The organism is Leuconostoc litchii, assembly GCF_008107645.1.
Lineage (GTDB): Bacteria > Bacillota > Bacilli > Lactobacillales > Lactobacillaceae > Leuconostoc > Leuconostoc litchii.
In genome coordinates, this window is record NZ_SDGY01000001.1 from 1,078,821 (window position 1) to 1,098,474 (window position 19,654).

At 36.2% G+C, this 19,654-nt stretch carries 21 protein-coding genes and 1 tRNA gene; 1 reads left to right on the plus strand and 21 read right to left on the minus strand.

Annotated elements, in window-relative coordinates; translation table 11 throughout:
• Nucleotides 1-167 precede the first annotated feature (167 nt).
• Nucleotides 168-788 carry a GntR family transcriptional regulator gene (locus ESZ47_RS05275; protein WP_148605404.1) on the plus strand — a complete coding sequence of 207 codons (621 nt, stop codon included), beginning with the start codon at nt 168-170 and terminating at the stop codon, nt 786-788.
• Between the two features lie 46 nt (nt 789-834).
• Here ESZ47_RS05275 and ESZ47_RS05280 read toward each other — a convergent pair whose 3' ends face one another.
• The 21 genes from ESZ47_RS05280 to ESZ47_RS05380 all read right to left on the minus strand — a co-directional run bounded on the left by ESZ47_RS05280 (nt 835) and on the right by ESZ47_RS05380 (nt 19,616).
• A complete protein-coding gene (locus tag ESZ47_RS05280; RefSeq protein WP_148605406.1) occupies nt 835-2,187 on the minus strand; it encodes a glucose-6-phosphate isomerase in 1,353 nt (450 codons plus the stop codon).
• A gap of 48 nt (nt 2,188-2,235) precedes the next feature.
• The gene (gene nagB / locus ESZ47_RS05285) at nt 2,236-2,937 is read right to left on the minus strand and encodes a glucosamine-6-phosphate deaminase (RefSeq protein WP_148605740.1); all 702 of its coding nucleotides are present in this window, start codon (nt 2,935-2,937) and stop codon (nt 2,236-2,238) included.
• Nucleotides 2,938-3,078: 141 nt separating this feature from the next.
• Nucleotides 3,079-4,407, minus strand: a complete 1,329-nt coding sequence (locus ESZ47_RS05290) for a D-alanyl-D-alanine carboxypeptidase family protein (protein WP_148605408.1) — start codon at nt 4,405-4,407, stop codon at nt 3,079-3,081.
• An 8-nt stretch (nt 4,408-4,415) separates the two neighbouring features.
• Nucleotides 4,416-5,501, minus strand: coding sequence for a sensor histidine kinase (locus ESZ47_RS05295; protein ID WP_148605410.1), 1,086 nt, complete (start codon nt 5,499-5,501; stop codon nt 4,416-4,418).
• Nucleotides 5,498-6,190 (minus strand): response regulator transcription factor, encoded by a 693-nt coding sequence (locus ESZ47_RS05300; RefSeq protein WP_148605412.1) that lies wholly within the window; start codon nt 6,188-6,190, stop codon nt 5,498-5,500. The genes ESZ47_RS05295 and ESZ47_RS05300 overlap by 4 nt, the downstream gene beginning before the upstream one ends.
• A 37-nt stretch (nt 6,191-6,227) precedes the next feature.
• Nucleotides 6,228-6,926 carry a DUF1129 domain-containing protein gene (locus ESZ47_RS05305; protein ID WP_148605414.1) on the minus strand — a complete coding sequence of 233 codons (699 nt, stop codon included), beginning with the start codon at nt 6,924-6,926 and terminating at the stop codon, nt 6,228-6,230.
• A 46-nt stretch (nt 6,927-6,972) separates the two neighbouring features.
• Complete coding sequence (gene ychF / locus ESZ47_RS05310) at nt 6,973-8,073, minus strand: redox-regulated ATPase YchF (protein WP_148605416.1); 1,101 nt, start codon at nt 8,071-8,073, stop codon at nt 6,973-6,975.
• A 1-nt stretch (nt 8,074) separates the two neighbouring features.
• The gene (locus ESZ47_RS05315) at nt 8,075-8,284 is read right to left on the minus strand and encodes a DUF951 domain-containing protein (protein ID WP_148605418.1); all 210 of its coding nucleotides are present in this window, start codon (nt 8,282-8,284) and stop codon (nt 8,075-8,077) included.
• Nucleotides 8,284-9,183 (minus strand): ParB/RepB/Spo0J family partition protein, encoded by a 900-nt coding sequence (locus ESZ47_RS05320; RefSeq protein ID WP_148605419.1) that lies wholly within the window; start codon nt 9,181-9,183, stop codon nt 8,284-8,286. The genes ESZ47_RS05315 and ESZ47_RS05320 overlap by 1 nt, the downstream gene beginning before the upstream one ends.
• Nucleotides 9,173-9,934 (minus strand): ParA family protein, encoded by a 762-nt coding sequence (locus ESZ47_RS05325; RefSeq protein WP_148605421.1) that lies wholly within the window; start codon nt 9,932-9,934, stop codon nt 9,173-9,175. The genes ESZ47_RS05320 and ESZ47_RS05325 overlap by 11 nt, the downstream gene beginning before the upstream one ends.
• Before the next feature lie 18 nt (nt 9,935-9,952).
• On the minus strand, nt 9,953-10,672 hold the full coding sequence (gene rsmG / locus ESZ47_RS05330) for a 16S rRNA (guanine(527)-N(7))-methyltransferase RsmG (protein WP_148605423.1): 720 nt from the start codon (nt 10,670-10,672) through the stop codon (nt 9,953-9,955).
• 76 nt (nt 10,673-10,748) lie between these two features.
• Nucleotides 10,749-11,696, minus strand: a complete 948-nt coding sequence (gene rihC / locus ESZ47_RS05335) for a ribonucleoside hydrolase RihC (protein WP_148605424.1) — start codon at nt 11,694-11,696, stop codon at nt 10,749-10,751.
• A gap of 327 nt (nt 11,697-12,023) precedes the next feature.
• A tRNA-Leu gene (locus ESZ47_RS05340) sits at nt 12,024-12,107 on the minus strand.
• A 67-nt stretch (nt 12,108-12,174) separates the two neighbouring features.
• The gene (locus ESZ47_RS05345; RefSeq protein WP_148605426.1) at nt 12,175-12,477 is read right to left on the minus strand and encodes an ArsR/SmtB family transcription factor; all 303 of its coding nucleotides are present in this window, start codon (nt 12,475-12,477) and stop codon (nt 12,175-12,177) included.
• Nucleotides 12,478-12,551: 74 nt separating this feature from the next.
• Nucleotides 12,552-13,022: a universal stress protein gene (locus ESZ47_RS05350; RefSeq protein WP_148605428.1), complete on the minus strand. Its 471-nt coding sequence runs from the start codon at nt 13,020-13,022 to the stop codon at nt 12,552-12,554.
• A 36-nt stretch (nt 13,023-13,058) separates the two neighbouring features.
• Nucleotides 13,059-14,450 carry an Nramp family divalent metal transporter gene (locus tag ESZ47_RS05355; protein ID WP_148605430.1) on the minus strand — a complete coding sequence of 464 codons (1,392 nt, stop codon included), beginning with the start codon at nt 14,448-14,450 and terminating at the stop codon, nt 13,059-13,061.
• Between the two features lie 377 nt (nt 14,451-14,827).
• On the minus strand, nt 14,828-15,751 hold the full coding sequence (locus ESZ47_RS05360) for a cation diffusion facilitator family transporter (RefSeq protein ID WP_244307559.1): 924 nt from the start codon (nt 15,749-15,751) through the stop codon (nt 14,828-14,830).
• An 89-nt stretch (nt 15,752-15,840) separates the two neighbouring features.
• Complete coding sequence (locus ESZ47_RS05365) at nt 15,841-16,545, minus strand: NAD-dependent protein deacylase (RefSeq protein ID WP_148605431.1); 705 nt, start codon at nt 16,543-16,545, stop codon at nt 15,841-15,843.
• Between the two features lie 15 nt (nt 16,546-16,560).
• Nucleotides 16,561-17,511: a nitrate ABC transporter ATPase gene (locus ESZ47_RS05370; RefSeq protein ID WP_148605433.1), complete on the minus strand. Its 951-nt coding sequence runs from the start codon at nt 17,509-17,511 to the stop codon at nt 16,561-16,563.
• Nucleotides 17,495-18,700 carry a hydroxymethylglutaryl-CoA reductase, degradative gene (locus ESZ47_RS05375; RefSeq protein ID WP_148605435.1) on the minus strand — a complete coding sequence of 402 codons (1,206 nt, stop codon included), beginning with the start codon at nt 18,698-18,700 and terminating at the stop codon, nt 17,495-17,497. Before ESZ47_RS05375 ends, ESZ47_RS05370 begins: the two co-directional genes overlap by 17 nt.
• Nucleotides 18,693-19,616, minus strand: coding sequence for a Ppx/GppA phosphatase family protein (locus ESZ47_RS05380; RefSeq protein WP_148605437.1), 924 nt, complete (start codon nt 19,614-19,616; stop codon nt 18,693-18,695). The genes ESZ47_RS05375 and ESZ47_RS05380 overlap by 8 nt, the downstream gene beginning before the upstream one ends.
• Between the last annotated feature and the right edge of the window lie 38 nt (nt 19,617-19,654).

Genomic DNA, 19,654 nt, shown 5'->3' on the forward strand with positions numbered 1-19,654 from the left:
ACATTGTAGCAACACCAAACACATCTCCTCCTTGATTCTTTTCGAATTTCCATATAAAATATAGTGACAACCTATATTTTATAATGAATTGTCTCTTTAATTGACAACTTCAATTTTTACATAGATTGTCACTTCTGTCAAATTTGAATTATATTTAGGATAAAAAAATGTCAAAGATTAGAGAACCTCGCTATAGAAAAATCGCATTTCAAATAGCTGAAAAAATTGTCAATAATGAGTACAGAGTTGGCTCTAAACTGCATGCCAGATCAGCACTCTCAGTCACTTTTGGTGTTTCAGCTGAAACAGCTCGTAAAGCCATCAATATTTTGTCTGATTTAGATATCGTTAAACCAATACATGGCAGTGGTGTTGAAGTTTTATCTCGTGAAAAGGCAAAACATTTTTTAAATCAAGCACAAGAGACGACTAATATTCAAACTATTCATGATCAAATTAATGATCTCATTGAAAATCAACGTGCTTCACTAGATAACCTTTCTGACTCATTAGCAGTGCTTTTTGATCAAACACAACGTGTTCAACGCCATAATCCGCTAACGCCCTATGAGTTAATTTTAACGAATCATTCCGATCAATTAGGTAAATCAATTGGGGACTTAAACATTTGGCAAAATACTGGCGCCACTATAATTGCTTTATTGCATGAAGAAGATCTTGTCGTCTCGCCAGGTCCATATGCTGTCATTGAGAGTGGTGACACATTATATTTTGTCGGTAACGAAACCGTATTTCATGCCGTTCAAAATTTTTTTAATCACAAATAAAAATAACGTTTATTCTAGCATTAGAATAAACGTTATTTTATTAACCTTATTGATTTAAACGTGCGCGATAAACTTTTGTTTGATCTTCATAACCTGGCTTACCTAACAGAGCAAACATGGCTGTCTTATAGGCTTCAACACCCGGTTGATTAAATGGATTAATACCGAATGTATATCCTGAAGCACCAACTGCGATTTCAAAGAAGTAAATTAAGTAGCCTAATGAGTATTCATCTTGGGCTGGCAAATGAACAGCCAAATTAGGTACACCACCATCAACGTGAGCCAAAGTTACTCCTTGCGAAGCCTTTGTATTAACTTCATCAATTGTCACACCTTCAAGATATTGCAAACCATCGTTATTACCATTTTCATGTGGCAAATCAATGTTTGAAACTGGATTGTCTAACTTCACAACTGTTTCAAACAAATCGCGCCGTCCTTCTTGAATATATTGACCTAATGAATGTAAATCAGTTGAGAAGTTTGCAGAAGATGGATAAATACCTTTTTGGTTCTTACCTTCGGACTCCCCCATTAACTGTTTCCACCATTCGGATAAGTATTGCATGGTTGGTTCCCAGTTGATCAATAATTCTGTTGTATATCCCTTATCATACAAAATACGACGAACAGCAGCATACTTATAAGCTTCATTCTTTTTTAGATCTGCATCAGAATATTCTTCTTGAGCATCTCTGGCACCTGTCATCAATGCCTCGATGTCTGCCCCAGAAGCGGCAATTGGTAACAAACCAACAGCTGTCAAAACTGAAAAGCGACCACCAACACCATCAGGAATAGTAAATGTCTCATAACCAGAAATCTTTGCCTCATCATGCAGTGCACCACGATTGGCATCAGTTGTAGCATAAATACGTTGCTTAGCTTCATCAGTACCGTATTTCTTTTCCAACAATTGTTTAAACACACGGAATGCAATTGATGGCTCTGTCGTTGTACCAGATTTTGAAATCACATTTACTGAAAAGTCTTGATCACCAATAACACGTACCAGATCATTAATGTATGAAGCAGATGTTGAATTACCAGCGAAATATATCTTAACACCCTTACGTTGGTCGTCAGCCAACTCATTGTTAAACATAGGATTCAAGAAATCTACGGCCATTTTGGCACCAAGATATGAACCGCCAATTCCGATAACAACCAAAACTTTTGAATCTGACTGAATCTTTTGTGCTGCAGTTTGAATACGAGCAAACTCTTCTTTATCATAGTCTGTTGGCAATGTGAGCCAGTCAGAATATTCTGCCCCCGCACCACTGCGATGGCGAAGCTGTTGATCAGCCATTGTGATTAGTGGTTGCATTTCGTCAAGTTCATGTTCTGCAACAAAATTCTCAATGTTCTTTGTGTTAAATGTAATGTGTGCCATTTTTTACTCCTATAAAAAAATTATGAAATCGGTTACAAGTTTATTCTATCACAACTTTGAAGCGGCTGCTTCATCAATAATAATCGTAACGTCAGAATGCTGTTGTAAAATTGAAGCCGGTACGCTTTCAGTAACTGGACCATTAACCATAGCCGCTATTGCTTCAGCTTTACTTTCTCCTGTAGCAATCAACAGAATCTTTTTTGCAGACATTACTGAAGCGATACCCATCGAAATAGCTTTTGTCGGAACATCTGATTTTTTTTCGAAAAAGCGTGCATTGGCATCAATAGTAGACTGTGTCAAATCTACAATATGTGTTGTAGATTTAAAGGATGTACCAGGTTCATTGAACCCAATGTGCCCATTACGACCAATACCTAACAACTGTAAATCAATTGGGTTGTCATCAATAATCTGATCATAATTTTTGGTCGCTACCTCATAGTTACCTGACTTACCATCAGGTACATAAGAATACTTGAAAGGTTTGTACTGGAATAGATTTTCAGTCATAAAATAACGATAACTCTGTTTATCTTGACCATCTAAACCGAGATATTCGTCTAAATTGATTGATATCAAGTTCGAAAAATCTAGTGAACTATCAGCAAATTTTTGGTACAACGGAATTGGCGTTGACCCAGTTGCTAAACCCAATACTCTAGCACCATTGTTTAGCACATTTTGATAAATTTCCAGTGCTTTCTGTGCACTTTCCTCAACATTTTTAACCTTAATAATTTTCATCATTCAACCTCTTTAAATTGGTCTATACCTATTTGGTCTATACCAATATAATAACATTTTTATGGTTTTGTATCAAGATTTTCAATTTAAAATCAAAAATAAAAAGACCCATCAAGGTCTTTTTAATATCATTTCAATTACTTAGCGAAAAATTTTAGCAAACCAGCTAGCTGGTTTGGATGAAATAGCTGCCTTTAATGCAACACTTTTTTCTGATTTTTTAGTATAAGGTAAATATTTTGCGTGCAAGGCTACAGTAGACTGGCCCACAATTTGATTCTTTTTAATATTTGATTTTTTAGTATCGAAGACGGGTTGCTCAAACATCAATTTTTTACCCTTGTCCATCCAGTAAATGCGATTCTGAGCAGCGCGAACAGGAATTTTTTCCTGTTTAGTATTAGAAAAATTTAATGTTTTAAAGTTTCCAACAATTTGACCTTTCTTAACATAGTTTGCTTGCTTTTTATCTAGTACCTGATCAACAATAGCTAGTGACTGTTGATATCGGTCCGTTTCATCCATATAGTTAGCAATGCCATTCACAACCGTAATGAACTCATGACCACTTTTGTCTTTAATTAACCCTGTAAATCCAGCACCAGATTCAGGAGACGAACCAGTTTTTAGACCTTCTATTACTAATTGATTAGGATTACTCAACTTTGGCATTGTTTCTGTCATTAATTGCCAATAATCTGTTTTATCCGTCACCACAAAATTAGAAGTCATATGATAAGAAACGGTCAATTTTTTTGACAGTTGACGTAAAGATGGATCTAACTGTAAATCAGCGCGAGCAATCATTGCTAATTGTTCAGAAGTCGTTTTATTAGCTGCTTTTGCAGAAGCTGTTTTAATTTCATTTTCAAAAGCATTTTCGTTAACTTGACCAGCAGAATTATACCACTGCGAATCATCTAGCTGCAATTCATTAGCCCATGACTGCAATGCCTGTTGTGTTGTTTTACCTTTCGGTGTTAAAAACTCCCCCAATGCAAAAGCAGCATCATTCGCTGAATTAGCTAGCATCACATCATATAATTCACGTACTGATACTTTATCACCCGCTTTAACAGCAATATGTGAAAATAAATGCGCATCCTCTTTTGATAAGTCTGACTTACTTGTAATTGGTACCATTGTTGACCATTTAATTTTTTTGGACTTAATGCTACGCAAGACAGCATATGCTGTTAACATTTTAGTTTGTGAAGCAATAGCAACTTGTTTAGAAGCATTTTTTTCACCTAAAATTTGTCCTGTAGTTAAATCAACCACTACAGCAGACGTTGCCGTAGTATTTAATTGAACCGGTTGATCTTTAATTATTGAAGCTTCAGATTTTACTATTTTTTTGGTTGACCGACTATGATGATTTGTTCCTAAAAATATAATCATCATCACTAATACTACTGTGCCCGTCACCACCCAAATTTTATTCACATAATTTTTTTTATTGTGTTGCATACTCCCCCTCATATCTGCTTCAAAGGTAGTGTAATAATAAATGATGTTAAATCATCATTCGACTCAACTGCCACACTACCACGATGCTGTAAAACAATCCCCTTTACGATGGCAAGACCTAATCCAGTGCCACCAGTTTTGCTATTCCTCGAACTTTCAACACGATAAAATCGATCAAAAATGTCCCCAATTGCCTCATCTGGTATTTTTATACCATCGTTAGTCACTCGAATAATCACATGATTATCATCAACCTGCGCAGTTAGTTTAATAAATGTAGCACCGTCTCCGTATTTGAACGCATTGCTCACTAAGTTCATCAACACCCGTGCTAATTTATCTGAATCGGCCTCAATGATAATCATCTCAGGTACTGTTAATTGATTTAATTTAATATTTCTTTCTTGAGCTTCTAACTCATAGCCGGCTAACAACTGGCCGAACAAATCATTTAAACTAAGTGACGCAATATTCAACGAAGCATTTTGAGCTTGTGTTTGTGAATATTCAAACAAATCTTCTACCAACACTTTCATTTGATTTGATTTATTATAGGCTGTGTGAATATACTTTTTTCGATCCTGCTCACTTAATGAATGTCCCATCTCTACTAACCCTAGATAGCCAATGATAGCCGTCAAAGGTGTTCTTAAATCGTGTGAGATATTAGTAATCATTTCATCTTTTGAACGTTCACTTTCTCGTTCTTCTTCTCGAATACGACGTGTATTTTCAGCAATCGTATTTGATACGTCGATTAATGCTTGTGTTGTAGGTGCGTAAGGTGCTTGCCATGAAATGGTCATGTCAGAATTTTCACGCGCAACTGTACGCATTTCTCTAATTAAACGATGTAAACTTTCGTCACGACGCCATTTTAAGTATTGCCACGAAATAATACTTAAATTACCAATTGCAAAAACTAAAAACTCAATAATATTCCAAATATTTACGGAGAGCAACGTTATATTCTGCCTCAAGGTAGCAAATCCAGACATAACTGTCCAACTAAATAACAATAACAAAATTATCGTTGCCAACATGTATTGTAACTTAATACGATTATGTTTTAAACTCAATGCTATCTTTGTCATTGATTCACTTCGATTTTATAGCCCACACCCCATACTGTTTGGATCACTTGATCGCCACTTGTTGCTTCTTCAATTTTGTCGCGTAAATGTGAGACGTGTACCATTACAGTTTTTGCGGAAACAACAGATTCTTGTTGCCAAACACGTTCAAAAATATCATCTGCCGAGAAAACACGATTAGGATGTGATGCTAATAAGTACAAAATCCCAAATTCTAAGGCAGTGAGGTTTACCAAATCGCCAGTTGAGGTCTTAACTTCATGGCTATCTTTATTAATCACTAGTGAACCAATATCCAATACATCTGGTGTTTGGTCTTGAACAGCATTTTCTGCGCGACGCAATAGTGATCGCACACGCGCCATAACTTCAAGTGGATTGAAAGGCTTTGTTACATAGTCATCAGCACCTGTAATTAATCCTTGAATTTTATCCATATCGCCAGATTTTGCTGACAACATCAGAATCGGAATACGACTATCCTTACGAACAGTTTTAACAACATCTAGCCCGTTCATATTTGGCATCATGACATCTAGAATCATTAGTGCAATGTCAGGGTTCGTATTCAGTTTAGACAAAGCTTCTTTACCGTCATCTGCCATGACCGGTTCATAACCTTCATTCTTTAGGTAAATTTCTAGTAATTCTGCAATTTCTATATCATCATCGACTACTAAAATTTTCATTGATTTTATCCTCTTAAATGTCTGCCTCAATAATAACTTACTTTTTAGATGAATCTAGACGCGCTTGCTGTGATAATTGGCTAATTGCAAAGAAACCACCTGGCAATCCGCTTTTCTTGCGATTCCAACGGAATCCAGCATAGGCTACAAGGCCCAAAATAATGTACACTAATGGTGGCAATGTTGGATTAATTGCTTGTGGTAGCATGCCCAACACTAAGAATCCTCCAAGCCAAATCACAATTGCTAATAACAAGTACAACCAGCGACTAATATTTTTGCTTTGTTCCCCTTTATCTTTGGGATTAGGTGTTAACTTTAAAATGATTCCTGTATAAATTGAACCACCAAGAACTGCTATTAGAAGTAGCGATACAATACCAGCTCCTTGATTACTAGCATTTTTTGAGAATAGCAGTGTCAAACCAAATACCGCTGCAAAGAGCATAAAAATCACCAGAGATGTGTCCAAGGCCAGCGTAGTAAACTTATAGTCAAATAATTGCTTGGCTGTTCTCTTAGGATCAAGGTACTGTTGAACAGCTAAGGTTGGCGTACCATAAATTTGAGCAGCAGTTTGTCCTTTCCCTTGAGTTTCCAAAAGATGTGCTTCAACTTCAGCAACAATCTCTTCGATTTTTTCCCCATTCAATTTACTACTTTTAGCTAATTGCTTTTTGAATTGAAAAATAAAATCTTGATTCTTTTTGGTCAATTCTTTTTTTTGTTCTGACATGAAATGTCTCCTAAAATATTATGTACAGCGCCTCAAGCGCCTTCAACTATACGTTAAATCTGAATTCAATAATATCCCCGTCTTGAACGACATATTCTTTACCTTCAGAACGCAATTTACCTGCTTCCTTAACAGCTTTAACCGATCCCAATTCATCAAGATCAGAAAAAGCAATCGTTTCTGCACGAATAAAACCACGTTCAAAGTCAGAATGAATAACACCGGCAGCTTGAGGAGCCTTTGAACCAGCAGTAAACGTCCATGCTCGAGTTTCTTTTCCGCCTGCTGTGAAAAATGTGCGTAGGTCTAACAAATGATACGCTGCGCGAATCAGCTTGTTCAACCCCGCCTCTTCGACACCAGCCATTTCTAAGAACTCTGCCTTTTCTTCTTCAGGAAGTTGCGCAATTTCCTCTTCTGCACTGGCAGATAGACCTATCACATCAGCACCTTCACTAGCGGCAAATGATTTAATTTGATTAAAATACTTTGAGTTTTCTGGGTCAGCCATATCATCTTCAGCCAAGTTCGCAACATATAAAATTGGCTTCGTTGTTAATAAGAATAAACTCTTAACAATCTTTTGTTCTTCTTCATTGAACGAAATTGTACGAGCAGATTTCCCCATTTCAAGAACTGGTTTAAGTTTTTCTAATACGGAAAACTCAGCTTTGGCATTTTTATCATTTCCTTTGGCTGCACGAGCAACTTTAGAATAACGCTTATCAACTGCCTCTAAATCAGCCAAAATAAGTTCCGTATTAATCGTGTCAATATCATCTAGCGGATTCACTACACCATTCACATGAATAATTTCGTCCCCATCAAAAGCTCGTACAACGTGTACAATAGCATTAACTTGGCGAATATTCTCTAAAAACTTATTTCCCAGACCTTCACCTTGAGAAGCTCCTTTAACAATTCCAGCAATATCTGTAAACTCAAATGTCGTTGGAATAATTTTATCAGCTGGCACCATTTCTTGAATACGTGCCAAACGATTATCTGGAACTTCTACCATTCCGACGTTTGGTTCGATGGTTGCAAACGGATAATTGGCCATCTCAGCACCAGCTTTAGTGATTGCATTAAATAATGTTGATTTTCCGACGTTTGGTAAGCCGACGATTCCAGCAGTAAGTGCCATTTTATTCTTCTTTCTGATTTGCTACTTGTAAAATTTTCTTTATTCTCTTGTTAAAATCAAAACGCGACATCATGATTCCTCGACCACAATTGGTACATGATAGCTTCATGTCAGCACCTACACGAGTGATTTCCCAAGAGTTAGCGCCGCAAGCATGTGGTTTTTTCATTTCAACAATATCATGAAGTTGATAATTTAGTGATGTTGCCATTAATCTACCTCAATATCTAGTAATGCTAAGATACGACTCAAATCTTCGTTAGATACATAATTAATTTCAATCTTCCCATTGCCCTTGTTACCAGCGTTGACTTTGACTTTTGTACCAAATTTTTCTTCCAGTTGGTTTGACAATGCCAAAACAAATGGTGAAACTTCTTTGTTTCGGACTTCTGGCGTACCTTCATTCATTTGCTTAATTAGATTTTCTACTTGACGCACATTGAGGCTGCGGGAAACCACTATTTCGGCTACTTTTTCAATTTGCGTTTTCTTTTTTAATCCTAGTAGAGCACGAGCCTGTCCCATGGATAAGTCGCCATTTTGAATCAAATTTTGAACAGATTCAGGTAACTTCAATAGACGAAGCAAATTCGCAACTGTCGCACGATCTTTACCTACTTTGCTAGCAATTTCTGCTTGCGTCATGTCTAAACGTTTCATCAAGGCATCAAATGCTTGTGCTTCTTCAATAGCATCTAAATCATCACGTTGTAAGTTCTCGATTAAAGCAAGAGCGGCCATAGTGTCATCGTCAACTTGACGAACAATAGCTGATATTTCTTTCAAACTAGCTAATTTTGAGGCACGAACACGACGTTCACCAGCAATGATTTCAAACTTTGAATCGTTCTGTCGCACAATAATTGGTGTCAAAACACCATTTTCTGTAATAGACGCAGCTAGCTCTTGTAATTTATTGTCATCAAAATGATGACGTGGTTGGAATGGATTCGGTTGAACATCCTCTAATGGCAACTTGACGACTTGTTCCGTTGCTTCTTGTTCTTTGGTTACAATTTTCGTATGCTCAACTGCTTCTTTTGAAACATTATTTGCACCGAAGAGCGAATTCATGCCTTTACCAAGTCCGCCTTTTTTACTTGCCATATTGCTTCAAAACCTCCTGTGCGAGATTATTATACATTTGTGCACCAATACTTCGCGGATCAAAGTCAATAATTGCTTGTCCGTAAGATGGCGCCTCACTCAAGCGTACAGAGCGTGGAATGATTGTATCATAAACTTTATCATCGAAGTAACTACGTACTTCCTGAGCCACTTGTTTGGCCAAATTAGTGCGTCCATCATACATAGTGAGTAAAATACCCGCTACATCCAAATCAGGGTTAAACTGCTGACGAACAAGTTCAATCGTATTCAACAATTGCCCCAAGCCTTCCAACGCATAAAATTCTGTTTGTACAGGAATTAATACTGCATCCGCAGCCGTAAATGCATTAACCGTCATTAACCCTAGCGCTGGTGGATTATCAATCAAGATAAAATCATAATCATCACGCACGCTTTCAAGTGACTTTTTTAAGCAATATTCGCGTTGTGGCTGCTTTGCCAACTCAATTTCAGCACCAGAAAGTTGAATTGTTGCTGGTACTAGATCGTAATTATCGGTTGGTACAATGACTTCACGTAACGGTGTATGCTCCACAATCACATCATAACTATCTTGTTCCAAGACAGACTTATCAACACCTGATCCACTAGTGGCATTTCCCTGTGCATCAATATCTACCAATAAAACACGTTGACCAGCTTGTGCAAGTGCTGCACCTAAATTAATACTGGTTGTTGTTTTACCCACACCACCCTTTTGATTAGCTAATACAATTATTTGCGCCATTTCAGGTGCCTCCTTTATTTACGAGATTGGCTTTTTGCTAGGAGTGCCAGCTTGCCTAGGGTATTTTTTTGGTGTCTTTGCTTTTTTATTCACCAACTGTATATAGCGTTTATCACCATTTGGTAACGAAAATTCAAACTCTTCTGTTAGCTCTCCACCAAGTGTTGCTAAAGCTTTCTGCCCATCGCTGAGTTCTTGCCTTGCAGCGGAGCCTTTCATGACTAGAAACCGACCGCCAATTTTTACAAAAGGTAAGGTATATTCTGCTAAAATACTTGTGCGAGCAACTGCTCGAGCAGTTGCATAATCAAAATTCTCTCGGTATTTTGGATTTTGACCAATATCTTCTGCCCGTCCATGGACAATTTCTACACCTGTCAGTCTCAACGTATCAACAACTTCTTGCAAGAAATTAACACGCTTTTTGAGTGCATCCACCATGGTTATTTGTAATGAAGGAAAAGCTATTTTTAAAGGTAAAGATGGAAATCCTGCGCCAGTACCGATATCAATTAAAGTACTATCCAAATTTTGTAAGTTTTTTTCATACATTGCTACCGTTAAAGAATCATAAAAGTGTTTTAGATACACCTCTTTTTTTTCGGTAATGGCTGTTAAGTTCACATGCTCATTAGTTGTGACAAGCATTTCATAATAAATCTCAAATTGATGTACTTGTTCTGCTGTCAAAGTTATACCAGCACTACTTAATGCTGCAATGAAGTCTTCGTTTGTCAATATTCTGCTCCGATTTCAGTTAATTCAGCACGAAAAAACGCCAGTTTCAGCTATTACCAGAATACCTAAAAAAAGCTTAATTTTCAAGCCTTCCAGCATTAATATTTGCATCAGAAATACGAGCAATTTGTAACAAATACCAAGCATTGAAGGATGGTACATCAATATCTTTGGCCACATGAGTATTTGTCGTACTATGTGTACTGTGTAAAATGTCTGCTACAGTAGCCCCAATGGCCGGTCCATCAGTAACTATATCTATCCATAAATCTTCCAATTCGTATTTTTCTGGATGTAACAAATAATAAAGCGTATTCACGTCATGCATTGGTTTACCACGGTCTTTTGAACCATCATGATAATGATTAAAAAGAGCCATTAACATCTTACCAGTCTCGTTTAATTGTAACAATTCTGACATAGATTGTGATGTTAATAACGCTTTTTCAGTGACATCAAGTCCAATCATTGTAATATCTAACTCACTCTCAAAAACAATCTTTGCAGCATCTGGATCAGTAAAGACATTAAACTCAGCTACTGATGTAAGATTACCACCAGATAATGATCCGCCCATGACAACTAGTCTCTCAATTTTTTTCAAATCCTGTGGATACCTTTGAAGTAACTTTGCAATATTAGTAAACGCACCAACAGCTACCAGAGTTATTTTTTCTGCACTATTCTTTAAAACCTCATGCATTGCTTCAACAGCTTCTTTTTCAATCATTTTTGTTGAAATTTCACCAAAATCATAACCTGGCATGCCACTTTCACCATGTATATTCGAGGCATCTTTAAAAGGTTTAACAAGAGGTTTTTCAGCACCACGTGCTATTTTTATATCTTGTCTGTTAAAATAATGAGCTAACTTTAATACATTATTTGTTGTCTTATCAACCGAAACATTTCCTGCAACGGATGTAATCAACCGTACATCAAACACATTATTTGTCAATAAAACGGTGATGGCAGCTGCATCATCAATACCAGGATCTGTGTCAAAAATAATTGGAATCGTCATTTTATTACTCCTAAACTTTATTGCCTTTATTATACCAGAACAAAAGCATTGACTTTTCTAGTCAGTAGATTTATTATATAGTCAATCTAGGAAAGGGGGTCATAACTTTTGAGTAATTCTAACGGAAAACACTCAATCGTTTTGGCCGCTTAATAGGAAAAGCGGTCGATTCGATTGCAGTAGCCACGAAGTAAGTTTGATTTAGATTCTACTTCGTGGTTTTTTTATTTTTCAAATTATAGTTTCATTTATAAATTATTTGAATCAAAAATTTATAATATATAAAAAAGGCGATATAGCATATTGCTACATCACCTTTTCATTTAATGCCGCCGGTGGGAGTCGAACCCACACGGTGTTGCCACCACTGGATTTTGAGTCCAGCGCGTCTGCCAATTCCGCCACAGCGGCGTTAAATATTTAAACAACTATATTAGAATACCAGTAAAAAGTTTGTTCGTCAACCCTTTTCATATATTTAATCGATGTGTTCAATAATTGTATGATGAACGTGTTTTAGTGCATTATCTAGCAATATTAATATATGCGAATCGCCCAGTCCATATAACATTTCTCGACCATGTTTTTCTGCCTCAACCAATTTCGCTTCTCTCAGCAATTTCAACTGATGCGAAACTGCGGATTGTTCCATACCTAAACAAGCTGTTATCTCTGAGACACTATATGGACGTTCTCTTAACAGTTCAAGAATAATAAGTCTTTGCTTATTACTTAGTAATTTAAAAATTTTTTCCAACTCGATAATCGCATCTTTTTTCATAACCTCATTATAACAGCGATAATCAAGTTTAATGCATATAATCAAAAAAAAAAACCACTAAATGTGGTTTTTAATTATAGCTGTTCTTTTCTTGCAACCATAGATGACACGTTCGCATGACGAGCAATATAAGCAGCTTGAGAGCCTAGTGATCCCCAGAACCCTTCACGAGAGTGCGCACCAACAATAATCAAGTCAGCCCCTACACGTGGTGCTATTTCTTGAACTAAAACTTCACCAGCTTTAGAACCATCTTCAAAAATAGTTTCCACATTAGTTGCACCCTTTGAAAGTGCATACTCTTTATAACGCGATAGGTTAGCTTCAAACTCAGCTCTTTTTTCTTTAATGAAGTCAAGATGAAGTGCTTCAATCGTTGACAAATCACCCATTTCCAAAATTGTTGCAATGGTCAATTTTGAGCCATCTTCGCTAGCTTGGTGAATCGCATTCGCCAAAGCAAAATAACCTTGTTCTGATTCATCAACACCAACTAAGATGTTTTTAAATTGCGTTGGTTCGATGTTTAAGTTTAATTCACTCATTTTATCTCTCCTCTAATTCAAATTATACTAACTAAATCATGATCCCATAAGTTGTTCATAAATACTCATAAGATTCAATATAGTCAAAACAGCAAAAGAAATCCAGCCCAATATTGCTACCCACTTAGGATTAGCAAATTCACCCATAATCTTTTTAGAAGATGTAAAGTAAACTAAGGGAGCCATAGTAAATGGTAGTGCTATGGCTAAGAATACCTGAGAACTAACCATTAAATCATCTAGTTTCCCTTCAGCGCCACCATAAATTAAAGTAATGGCAACAACTGGCGCTAATGCAAGGCCTCGTGTAATGACACGACGTAACCACATTGGAATACGTAAATGCAAGAAACCTTCCATGACAATTTCACCTGTTAATGTTCCAGTAATAGTTGAGTTTTGTCCTGAAGCTAGCAAAGCAACGGCAAACAATGTTGACAATACAGGTGAAGCTATTGCTCCAGCGATTTGACTATTACCCAAAGCACGGTACATATCCCCAAATGCACCAACAGAATCAGCATGCCCGAAGAACAACGATGCACCTAAGATTAACAATAATGAATTAATTACAAACGCCAATGACAATTGAATATTAGAATCCCATGTCATGAAACGAACAGCTTCTTTAATAGCTGACTTGTCTTGGCGGTCAACCTTACGTGTCTGAGAAATTGACGAATGTAGATATAAATTATGGGGCATGACAGTTGCACCAATAATTCCTAACGTTAGTGTCAATTGTGAAGCTCCTGAACCGACAGGTGTCTTAGAACTCAAAGTTTGTAATTGTGGCAAATATCCACCGAACATAGAAGATAACTCTGGTTTTGATAGAATAACTAGATAAGCAAAGATAACCAAAATAGTAATAATCAAAGTCATAACAATAGCTTCAATTTTACGGAATCCAAACTTCATTAATAATAGTAACAAAACGACATCAAAAGCCGTGGTCAGAACAGAAGCAATCATTGACCACCCGAATAACAAATGCAAAGCAATGGCTCCACCAATAACTTCAGCAATATCTGTGGCTATCAAAGCTAATTCTGTCATGATCCAAAGTATAATACCACCAACTTTGTTGGTCCGATCACGTGTAGCTTGTGCTAAATCTTCCTGTGTAACAATACCTAATTTTCCAGCCATATATTGCAGCAGCATAGCTATCAAACTTGATATAAGCACAATTGATAATAATGTATAACGATACTGTGCACCACCGGCCACAGAAGTTACCCAATTACCTGGATCCATGTAACCAACAGCAACTAAGGCTCCTGGACCTGAAAATGCTAACAACTTACGCCAAAAAGAACCATCCTTTGGCGCCTCTATTGAGCTGTTAACGTCGCTCAAACTCAAATCATCTTTAGTTTTTTCAACAAAATGATGTTTTGAATCAACACTTGTAGAATCTTGCATTCTATCTCTCCTTAAGATTTCTCCTCAGAGTAAAATAAACGAATTTCGACTTGACTGAAATATCGCAAAAATATTTAATTTTTAATGGGCTATGCACACCAAATATCTAAAATCAAGTGCTAAATAAATTTCATAAAGAATTTCATTCAACACAGTTGTTGAAAGCTTATGAAAATTACCTAACTCGGTTATACTCACTCTAATACATAGTTTATAATACACCCTATTCTAAATTCGTCAACAACAAAATTATATTCACAGAAAATAAAATTATTAACTATAAATATTATGATAAAAAAAACTATTATTGATGGGCATAAAAGCTATTTTATTAGAATATTACGAATTGGTTACACGATGTTTTATTTATATTTATTCTAAATTACATTACAAGCTTGATCAAAACTATTTGTTTCTATTTGGATTGTTACATGGCTGATATTATACTTTTGTCGTAACTCATTTGAAATGTCTGCTAGTAATATTTGTTCATCAACATCTTTATTAATAGAAAGATGAACTGTCATCGCTGCTTCAGTTGTCGAAAGTGGCCAAATATGTAAATCATGAAGTTGATGAACACCTTTATGTGTTGATAAGTAACGCATTACAGCAGATTCATCCACATTATCCGGTACACCATTTAAAGATAAATTAAATGTTGATTTCATAACTGGCCAAGATGTAACAGCGATAATCACACCAATAATTAGTGACACAATAGAATCAATAATACGTAAACCAGTAATTTGTATCAGAAAACCGGCCAAAATAACACCAACGGATACACCCGCATCAGCTAATAAATGAATATAGGCAGTTTTGGCATTTAAATCTTGTTCGTGATGATGACCATGTTCATCGGGTACCCCTGATGATTTAAAAAGCATGGCTGTCGCAAAATTAATGACGATACCAACTGCTGCAACAATCATCACTAACCAACCAGTTGTTGGTGATGTTGGCGGTGTGATTATATCTTGAATACTTTCGTAAAAGATAGTAATTACCGCAAATATTAATAATATGGTATTAAATAAACTAGCCAAAATAGACATATTATGCCAACCATAAGTATGGCGTTTTGTTGCACTCAAGCCAAATACAACTACAGCAATCCAAGCAATCATCAAAGCCAATACATCACTTAAATTATGAAAGGCATCAGCAAATAGTGCCGTTGAATGCGCAAATTTAGCAAATAATAATTCGGATAGCACAAAAATCATATTCAAAGAAATACCTATTACATAGGGTTTTTGTCTCATTGTTTTCTGTTTATCCTCACGATGTTTTGTCATTTTATTTACCTCCTCTATATTTTAACACTTATCTGAAAAATAATTCATATATTATCTAAAAAATAACAAGTATATCTCATACTTGTTATTTAAACTTTTAATTCTGAGAAAAACTCACCGGCATCCCCAATAACTTGATTAACATCAAAGGGTGTTGTGATATGCTCAAAATTAATTGACATAATATGAGCCGTAGGATTCGCATATTGTAATAAACCAGCAAATGGGTAAACCTTAAAACTAGTACCTACAATAACAATTAAATCGGCTTTCTGAACCCATAAGGCCGATTTTTCAACATCAAATGGCATTTCTTCATAAAATGTGATTCTTGGGCGCAATAGAGCACCGTCCTCACGTACCATTGAATTCAAATATTCTTGATATGGGGTTGGTTGACCATCATTAGGTGCATATACGTCATATAATGAACCATGAAATCTAATCAATTGATTTACATCAGAATGCGCCTTAACATGTAAATCATCAACATTTTGTGTGATAATTTTTGCTCGTCCTTCTTTTGTTAAGGTTGCCATTTTTTTGTGAATAACATTCGGTTCAGCTTCTGGAAAATACATATTGTCCATCATAAATTGATATTGTTTTTTTGGCTCTTTATGAAAGGCTGTGGCGCTGAGTAGGTATTCTGGTTGTAAGCGAATACCATCATAAATACCGCCTTTTGAGCGATAATCAGGTATACCAGACAAAGTCGATATACCTGCACCTGTCATAAATAAAATATTATTTGCATCGTCAAAGCGCTTTTGTATTTTTGCTGTGACTAACATACATTCCCCTTCAAATTATAATCTTTCAATATATGGCAATGACAACTTGCGAAATAGATCAGACACTTTTAAAGCATATAGTTCTTTGAAGAAATCCGGTTTATCAGCTTCATTTTCTGGTGGTGAAACCACAAAACTATTTTGAGTATCAGTTTTACTCAACCCAACATAAGCTGTTTTTTGTGTTTGATAATCTGTCATTTCTGAATGAAAAATCGTAAATACTTGGTTAACTGGTAATTCCAATTGACGTTTTGAAAGTACACTTGTTACCGTAACATATTCTTTCGCATTTATTGTTGGCTTTCCCCATTGTACCAATACTTCATCAACACCAGTAAACAAAGAAATAATTCGATGACGAATGTGACGTGCTTGCTTTAAATCAGCTGATAAAATTGGTTGTACTAGTTTTTTAGCAGCAGTATAAGCTAGTGGATAATCTCTTTGCAAGTCAGATACAAAATGTTGAGCATTAATTGTATCAGCAAAAGCCAATGCATCCAATATCATTAATAGTCGCCATAAACTTTCATCATCAATTTCACCAGTTTCAGGAGTCAACTCTTCATGAAGTCCCGCAAAATAAGCATTAGCTGTTTCTAGCGTTGTTATTTGTTGCTTTGCCAACTCACGGTATGTAATTGCATGTATAACTACCCTATGCATACGTGTAGCAATTTGTATTAATTGCTCATCCAAAGTCTCATCATTAAATGTTAACGCAAAGAACACTTGTGGTGTAATACCATTAAGGGTCAGTAACATTTTTAATAGTTCGTTCCCAAGTAAAAAATCACTTTCGGTTTTATTTTCCAACTCAATTAGTAACCGTTGCCCTAATATTTCTTGTGAAGCCTGATCGATATGTAATTCACCAGTTTCCTCGCCATTAACACGAGTCATTACTGTTCCTGGATAAATATTGTTAACATTGTCCAATAAATCTTTAATTTTTGGATTCATTTCTTATCTCCATTAATACTTTTTCAGCAATACTAGCATCAACTTGCTTTAATTTTATTAAGTGTGAAACTACTTGTATCACTTCATCACTGTGTGCACCCACCTGCATAGCTAGTGCTCGATACTGCATACGCATATGTCCACGTTGAATACCACCAGATGCAATGGCTTTTAAAGCAGCTAAATTTTGTGCCAAGCCAACCGATAAAATAATACCACGTAAATCATCAGCACCCACGTTACCAATAATTGATAACGCTTGTTTTGCATCAGGCATTGCAGAAATAGCACCACCAACCGTTCCCACGGATATAGGTAATGTTAGTTCGCCATGTAGTTTATTATCAACAATTGTCCAAGTAGCCAATCCTTGATATTGCCCATTACGGCTAGCATAAGCGTGTCCACTGGCTTCTACTGCACGCCAATCATTTCCAGTAGCCAAGACCACAGCACTAATACCATTAAATATGCCTTTGTTTTCAGTAACTGCTCGATATGGATCATTTTTCGAAAAATGATTTAAGGACACAATTTTTTTAGCGACCTCAAAACCACCAACTTGCTTGAATTCGACAGCAGCGCTTACTGTTACAAGCTGATTAGTCGCGTAGTTCGATAGAATAACGCCTAATGGTTTAAACTGTTCGAACAACACTAATTCAGCTTCCATAATAGTATTAACAATATTAGCACCCATTGCATCTTTGGTGTCAATAATAAAGTCAAGACTTGTTTCGTTTTCTGAAACTTTACGTATTTTAAAATCTAGTAACCCACCACCTCGTTGATAAATCGAAGGTTTGGCACGTTTTGCTATCTCAAAAATTTCATTACGATGGGTTAAAATAAAACTACTCAAATCAACAGCATTGCTAAACATCATCTGACCAATCATAGCCATTCTGGACATTTTTACACGTACACTATCAGATAACATCTTTACACCATTGTTGGCTGCTGCAATGACACTTGGTTCTTCCACAGCCATTGGCACACTATAGCGCTTTCCATCAACTAAAATATCATGAACGACCCCTATCGGTACACGAAAATCACTGATATAATTTTCTACTAACTGTGCATTAACAGCACTTTGCCTATTTGATAATGCTTGACGTGTTTGCTCATTTAATGACAACTCTAACAAACGGTCATCAGGCGTTAACTCATAAAATTTTTTACTCATTTTTTTGCGCTAAAGTCTCAGCAATTAGACCTTCGCGAACCCCACTTTCTGAAAATATAACCTTTGGCGAATTAATTTTTCGCATGAGATTTAACAAGGGTAATAGGCCGCTGACTATAATATCAGCACGAGATATTTCTAAACCAACGACTTTTTCTCTTTCGGATCTTGTCATTTTTCTGATTTCTGAAAAAACTTGCTCAACTTGGTTTACTGACATTTCAAATCCATGAATAAGACTAATCTCATTTTCACCTAATTTTGTACGAGCCATTCGCGCTAAAGAACGATTAGCTCCGCCGAGCAATATTACAGGCTTTTGTTGCTGTTGTGCCAACCAAAATAATCTATCGTAATTACTTAAGATGTAAGTGTTGGCCGCATCAATATTTTTTGATGCAATATCATTAGCTAAATCAAAATTTTCTGATAAAGTGACTGCACCAAAAGGCAAACTAACCGCCGCTTCTTGTTGACCATCATTTACAGCAATTAATTCTACAGAGGCGCCCCCTGTATCTAATACTACCCCTTCATTGACATTCAGAGTAGACACGACTCCTAAATAATCATAATAGGCTTCCTGATCACCAGTTAGAACTTGAAAATCAATTCCTGTTTCACGCCTAACTCGTTCTAAAAAGTCAGATTGATTTTTCGCCATACGAACCGCTGCAGTTGTAATTGCACGAACTGTTGGATGAAAATCAATATATTTTGATTGAAAATACTTTAGCGCAGCAATAGTACGCGCGATTGGTTCTTCTTTTAAAAGTAATTCTTTTCCCATATTTTGAGCAATGCGCGTATCCTTTTTTTCGCGGACTAACTCAGTATGAGTACCATCATCATGCAACTCTTCAACGACCATTCTTGCTGAGTTGCTACCAAGATCAACGATTGCTAAATAGCTCATATAGACATCCTAATAAATTTAATTAGTTTAATTGTACC

Coding starts and splice junctions, on each gene's coding strand:
- ESZ47_RS05275 (WP_148605404.1), top strand. CDS start 168: ATGTCAAAGATTAGAGAACCTCGCTATAGAAAAATCGCATTTCAAATA.
- ESZ47_RS05280 (WP_148605406.1), bottom strand. CDS start 2,187: ATGGCACACATTACATTTAACACAAAGAACATTGAGAATTTTGTTGCA.
- nagB (WP_148605740.1), bottom strand. CDS start 2,937: ATGAAAATTATTAAGGTTAAAAATGTTGAGGAAAGTGCACAGAAAGCA.
- ESZ47_RS05290 (WP_148605408.1), bottom strand. CDS start 4,407: ATGCAACACAATAAAAAAAATTATGTGAATAAAATTTGGGTGGTGACG.
- ESZ47_RS05295 (WP_148605410.1), bottom strand. CDS start 5,501: ATGACAAAGATAGCATTGAGTTTAAAACATAATCGTATTAAGTTACAA.
- ESZ47_RS05300 (WP_148605412.1), bottom strand. CDS start 6,190: ATGAAAATTTTAGTAGTCGATGATGATATAGAAATTGCAGAATTACTA.
- ESZ47_RS05305 (WP_148605414.1), bottom strand. CDS start 6,926: ATGTCAGAACAAAAAAAAGAATTGACCAAAAAGAATCAAGATTTTATT.
- ychF (WP_148605416.1), bottom strand. CDS start 8,073: ATGGCACTTACTGCTGGAATCGTCGGCTTACCAAACGTCGGAAAATCA.
- ESZ47_RS05315 (WP_148605418.1), bottom strand. CDS start 8,284: ATGGCAACATCACTAAATTATCAACTTCATGATATTGTTGAAATGAAA.
- ESZ47_RS05320 (WP_148605419.1), bottom strand. CDS start 9,183: ATGGCAAGTAAAAAAGGCGGACTTGGTAAAGGCATGAATTCGCTCTTC.
- ESZ47_RS05325 (WP_148605421.1), bottom strand. CDS start 9,934: ATGGCGCAAATAATTGTATTAGCTAATCAAAAGGGTGGTGTGGGTAAA.
- rihC (WP_148605424.1), bottom strand. CDS start 11,696: ATGACGATTCCAATTATTTTTGACACAGATCCTGGTATTGATGATGCA.
- ESZ47_RS05345 (WP_148605426.1), bottom strand. CDS start 12,477: ATGAAAAAAGATGCGATTATCGAGTTGGAAAAAATTTTTAAATTACTA.
- ESZ47_RS05350 (WP_148605428.1), bottom strand. CDS start 13,022: ATGAGTGAATTAAACTTAAACATCGAACCAACGCAATTTAAAAACATC.
- ESZ47_RS05355 (WP_148605430.1), bottom strand. CDS start 14,450: ATGCAAGATTCTACAAGTGTTGATTCAAAACATCATTTTGTTGAAAAA.
- ESZ47_RS05360 (WP_244307559.1), bottom strand. CDS start 15,751: ATGACAAAACATCGTGAGGATAAACAGAAAACAATGAGACAAAAACCC.
- ESZ47_RS05365 (WP_148605431.1), bottom strand. CDS start 16,545: ATGTTAGTCACAGCAAAAATACAAAAGCGCTTTGACGATGCAAATAAT.
- ESZ47_RS05370 (WP_148605433.1), bottom strand. CDS start 17,511: ATGAATCCAAAAATTAAAGATTTATTGGACAATGTTAACAATATTTAT.
- ESZ47_RS05375 (WP_148605435.1), bottom strand. CDS start 18,700: ATGAGTAAAAAATTTTATGAGTTAACGCCTGATGACCGTTTGTTAGAG.
- ESZ47_RS05380 (WP_148605437.1), bottom strand. CDS start 19,616: ATGAGCTATTTAGCAATCGTTGATCTTGGTAGCAACTCAGCAAGAATG.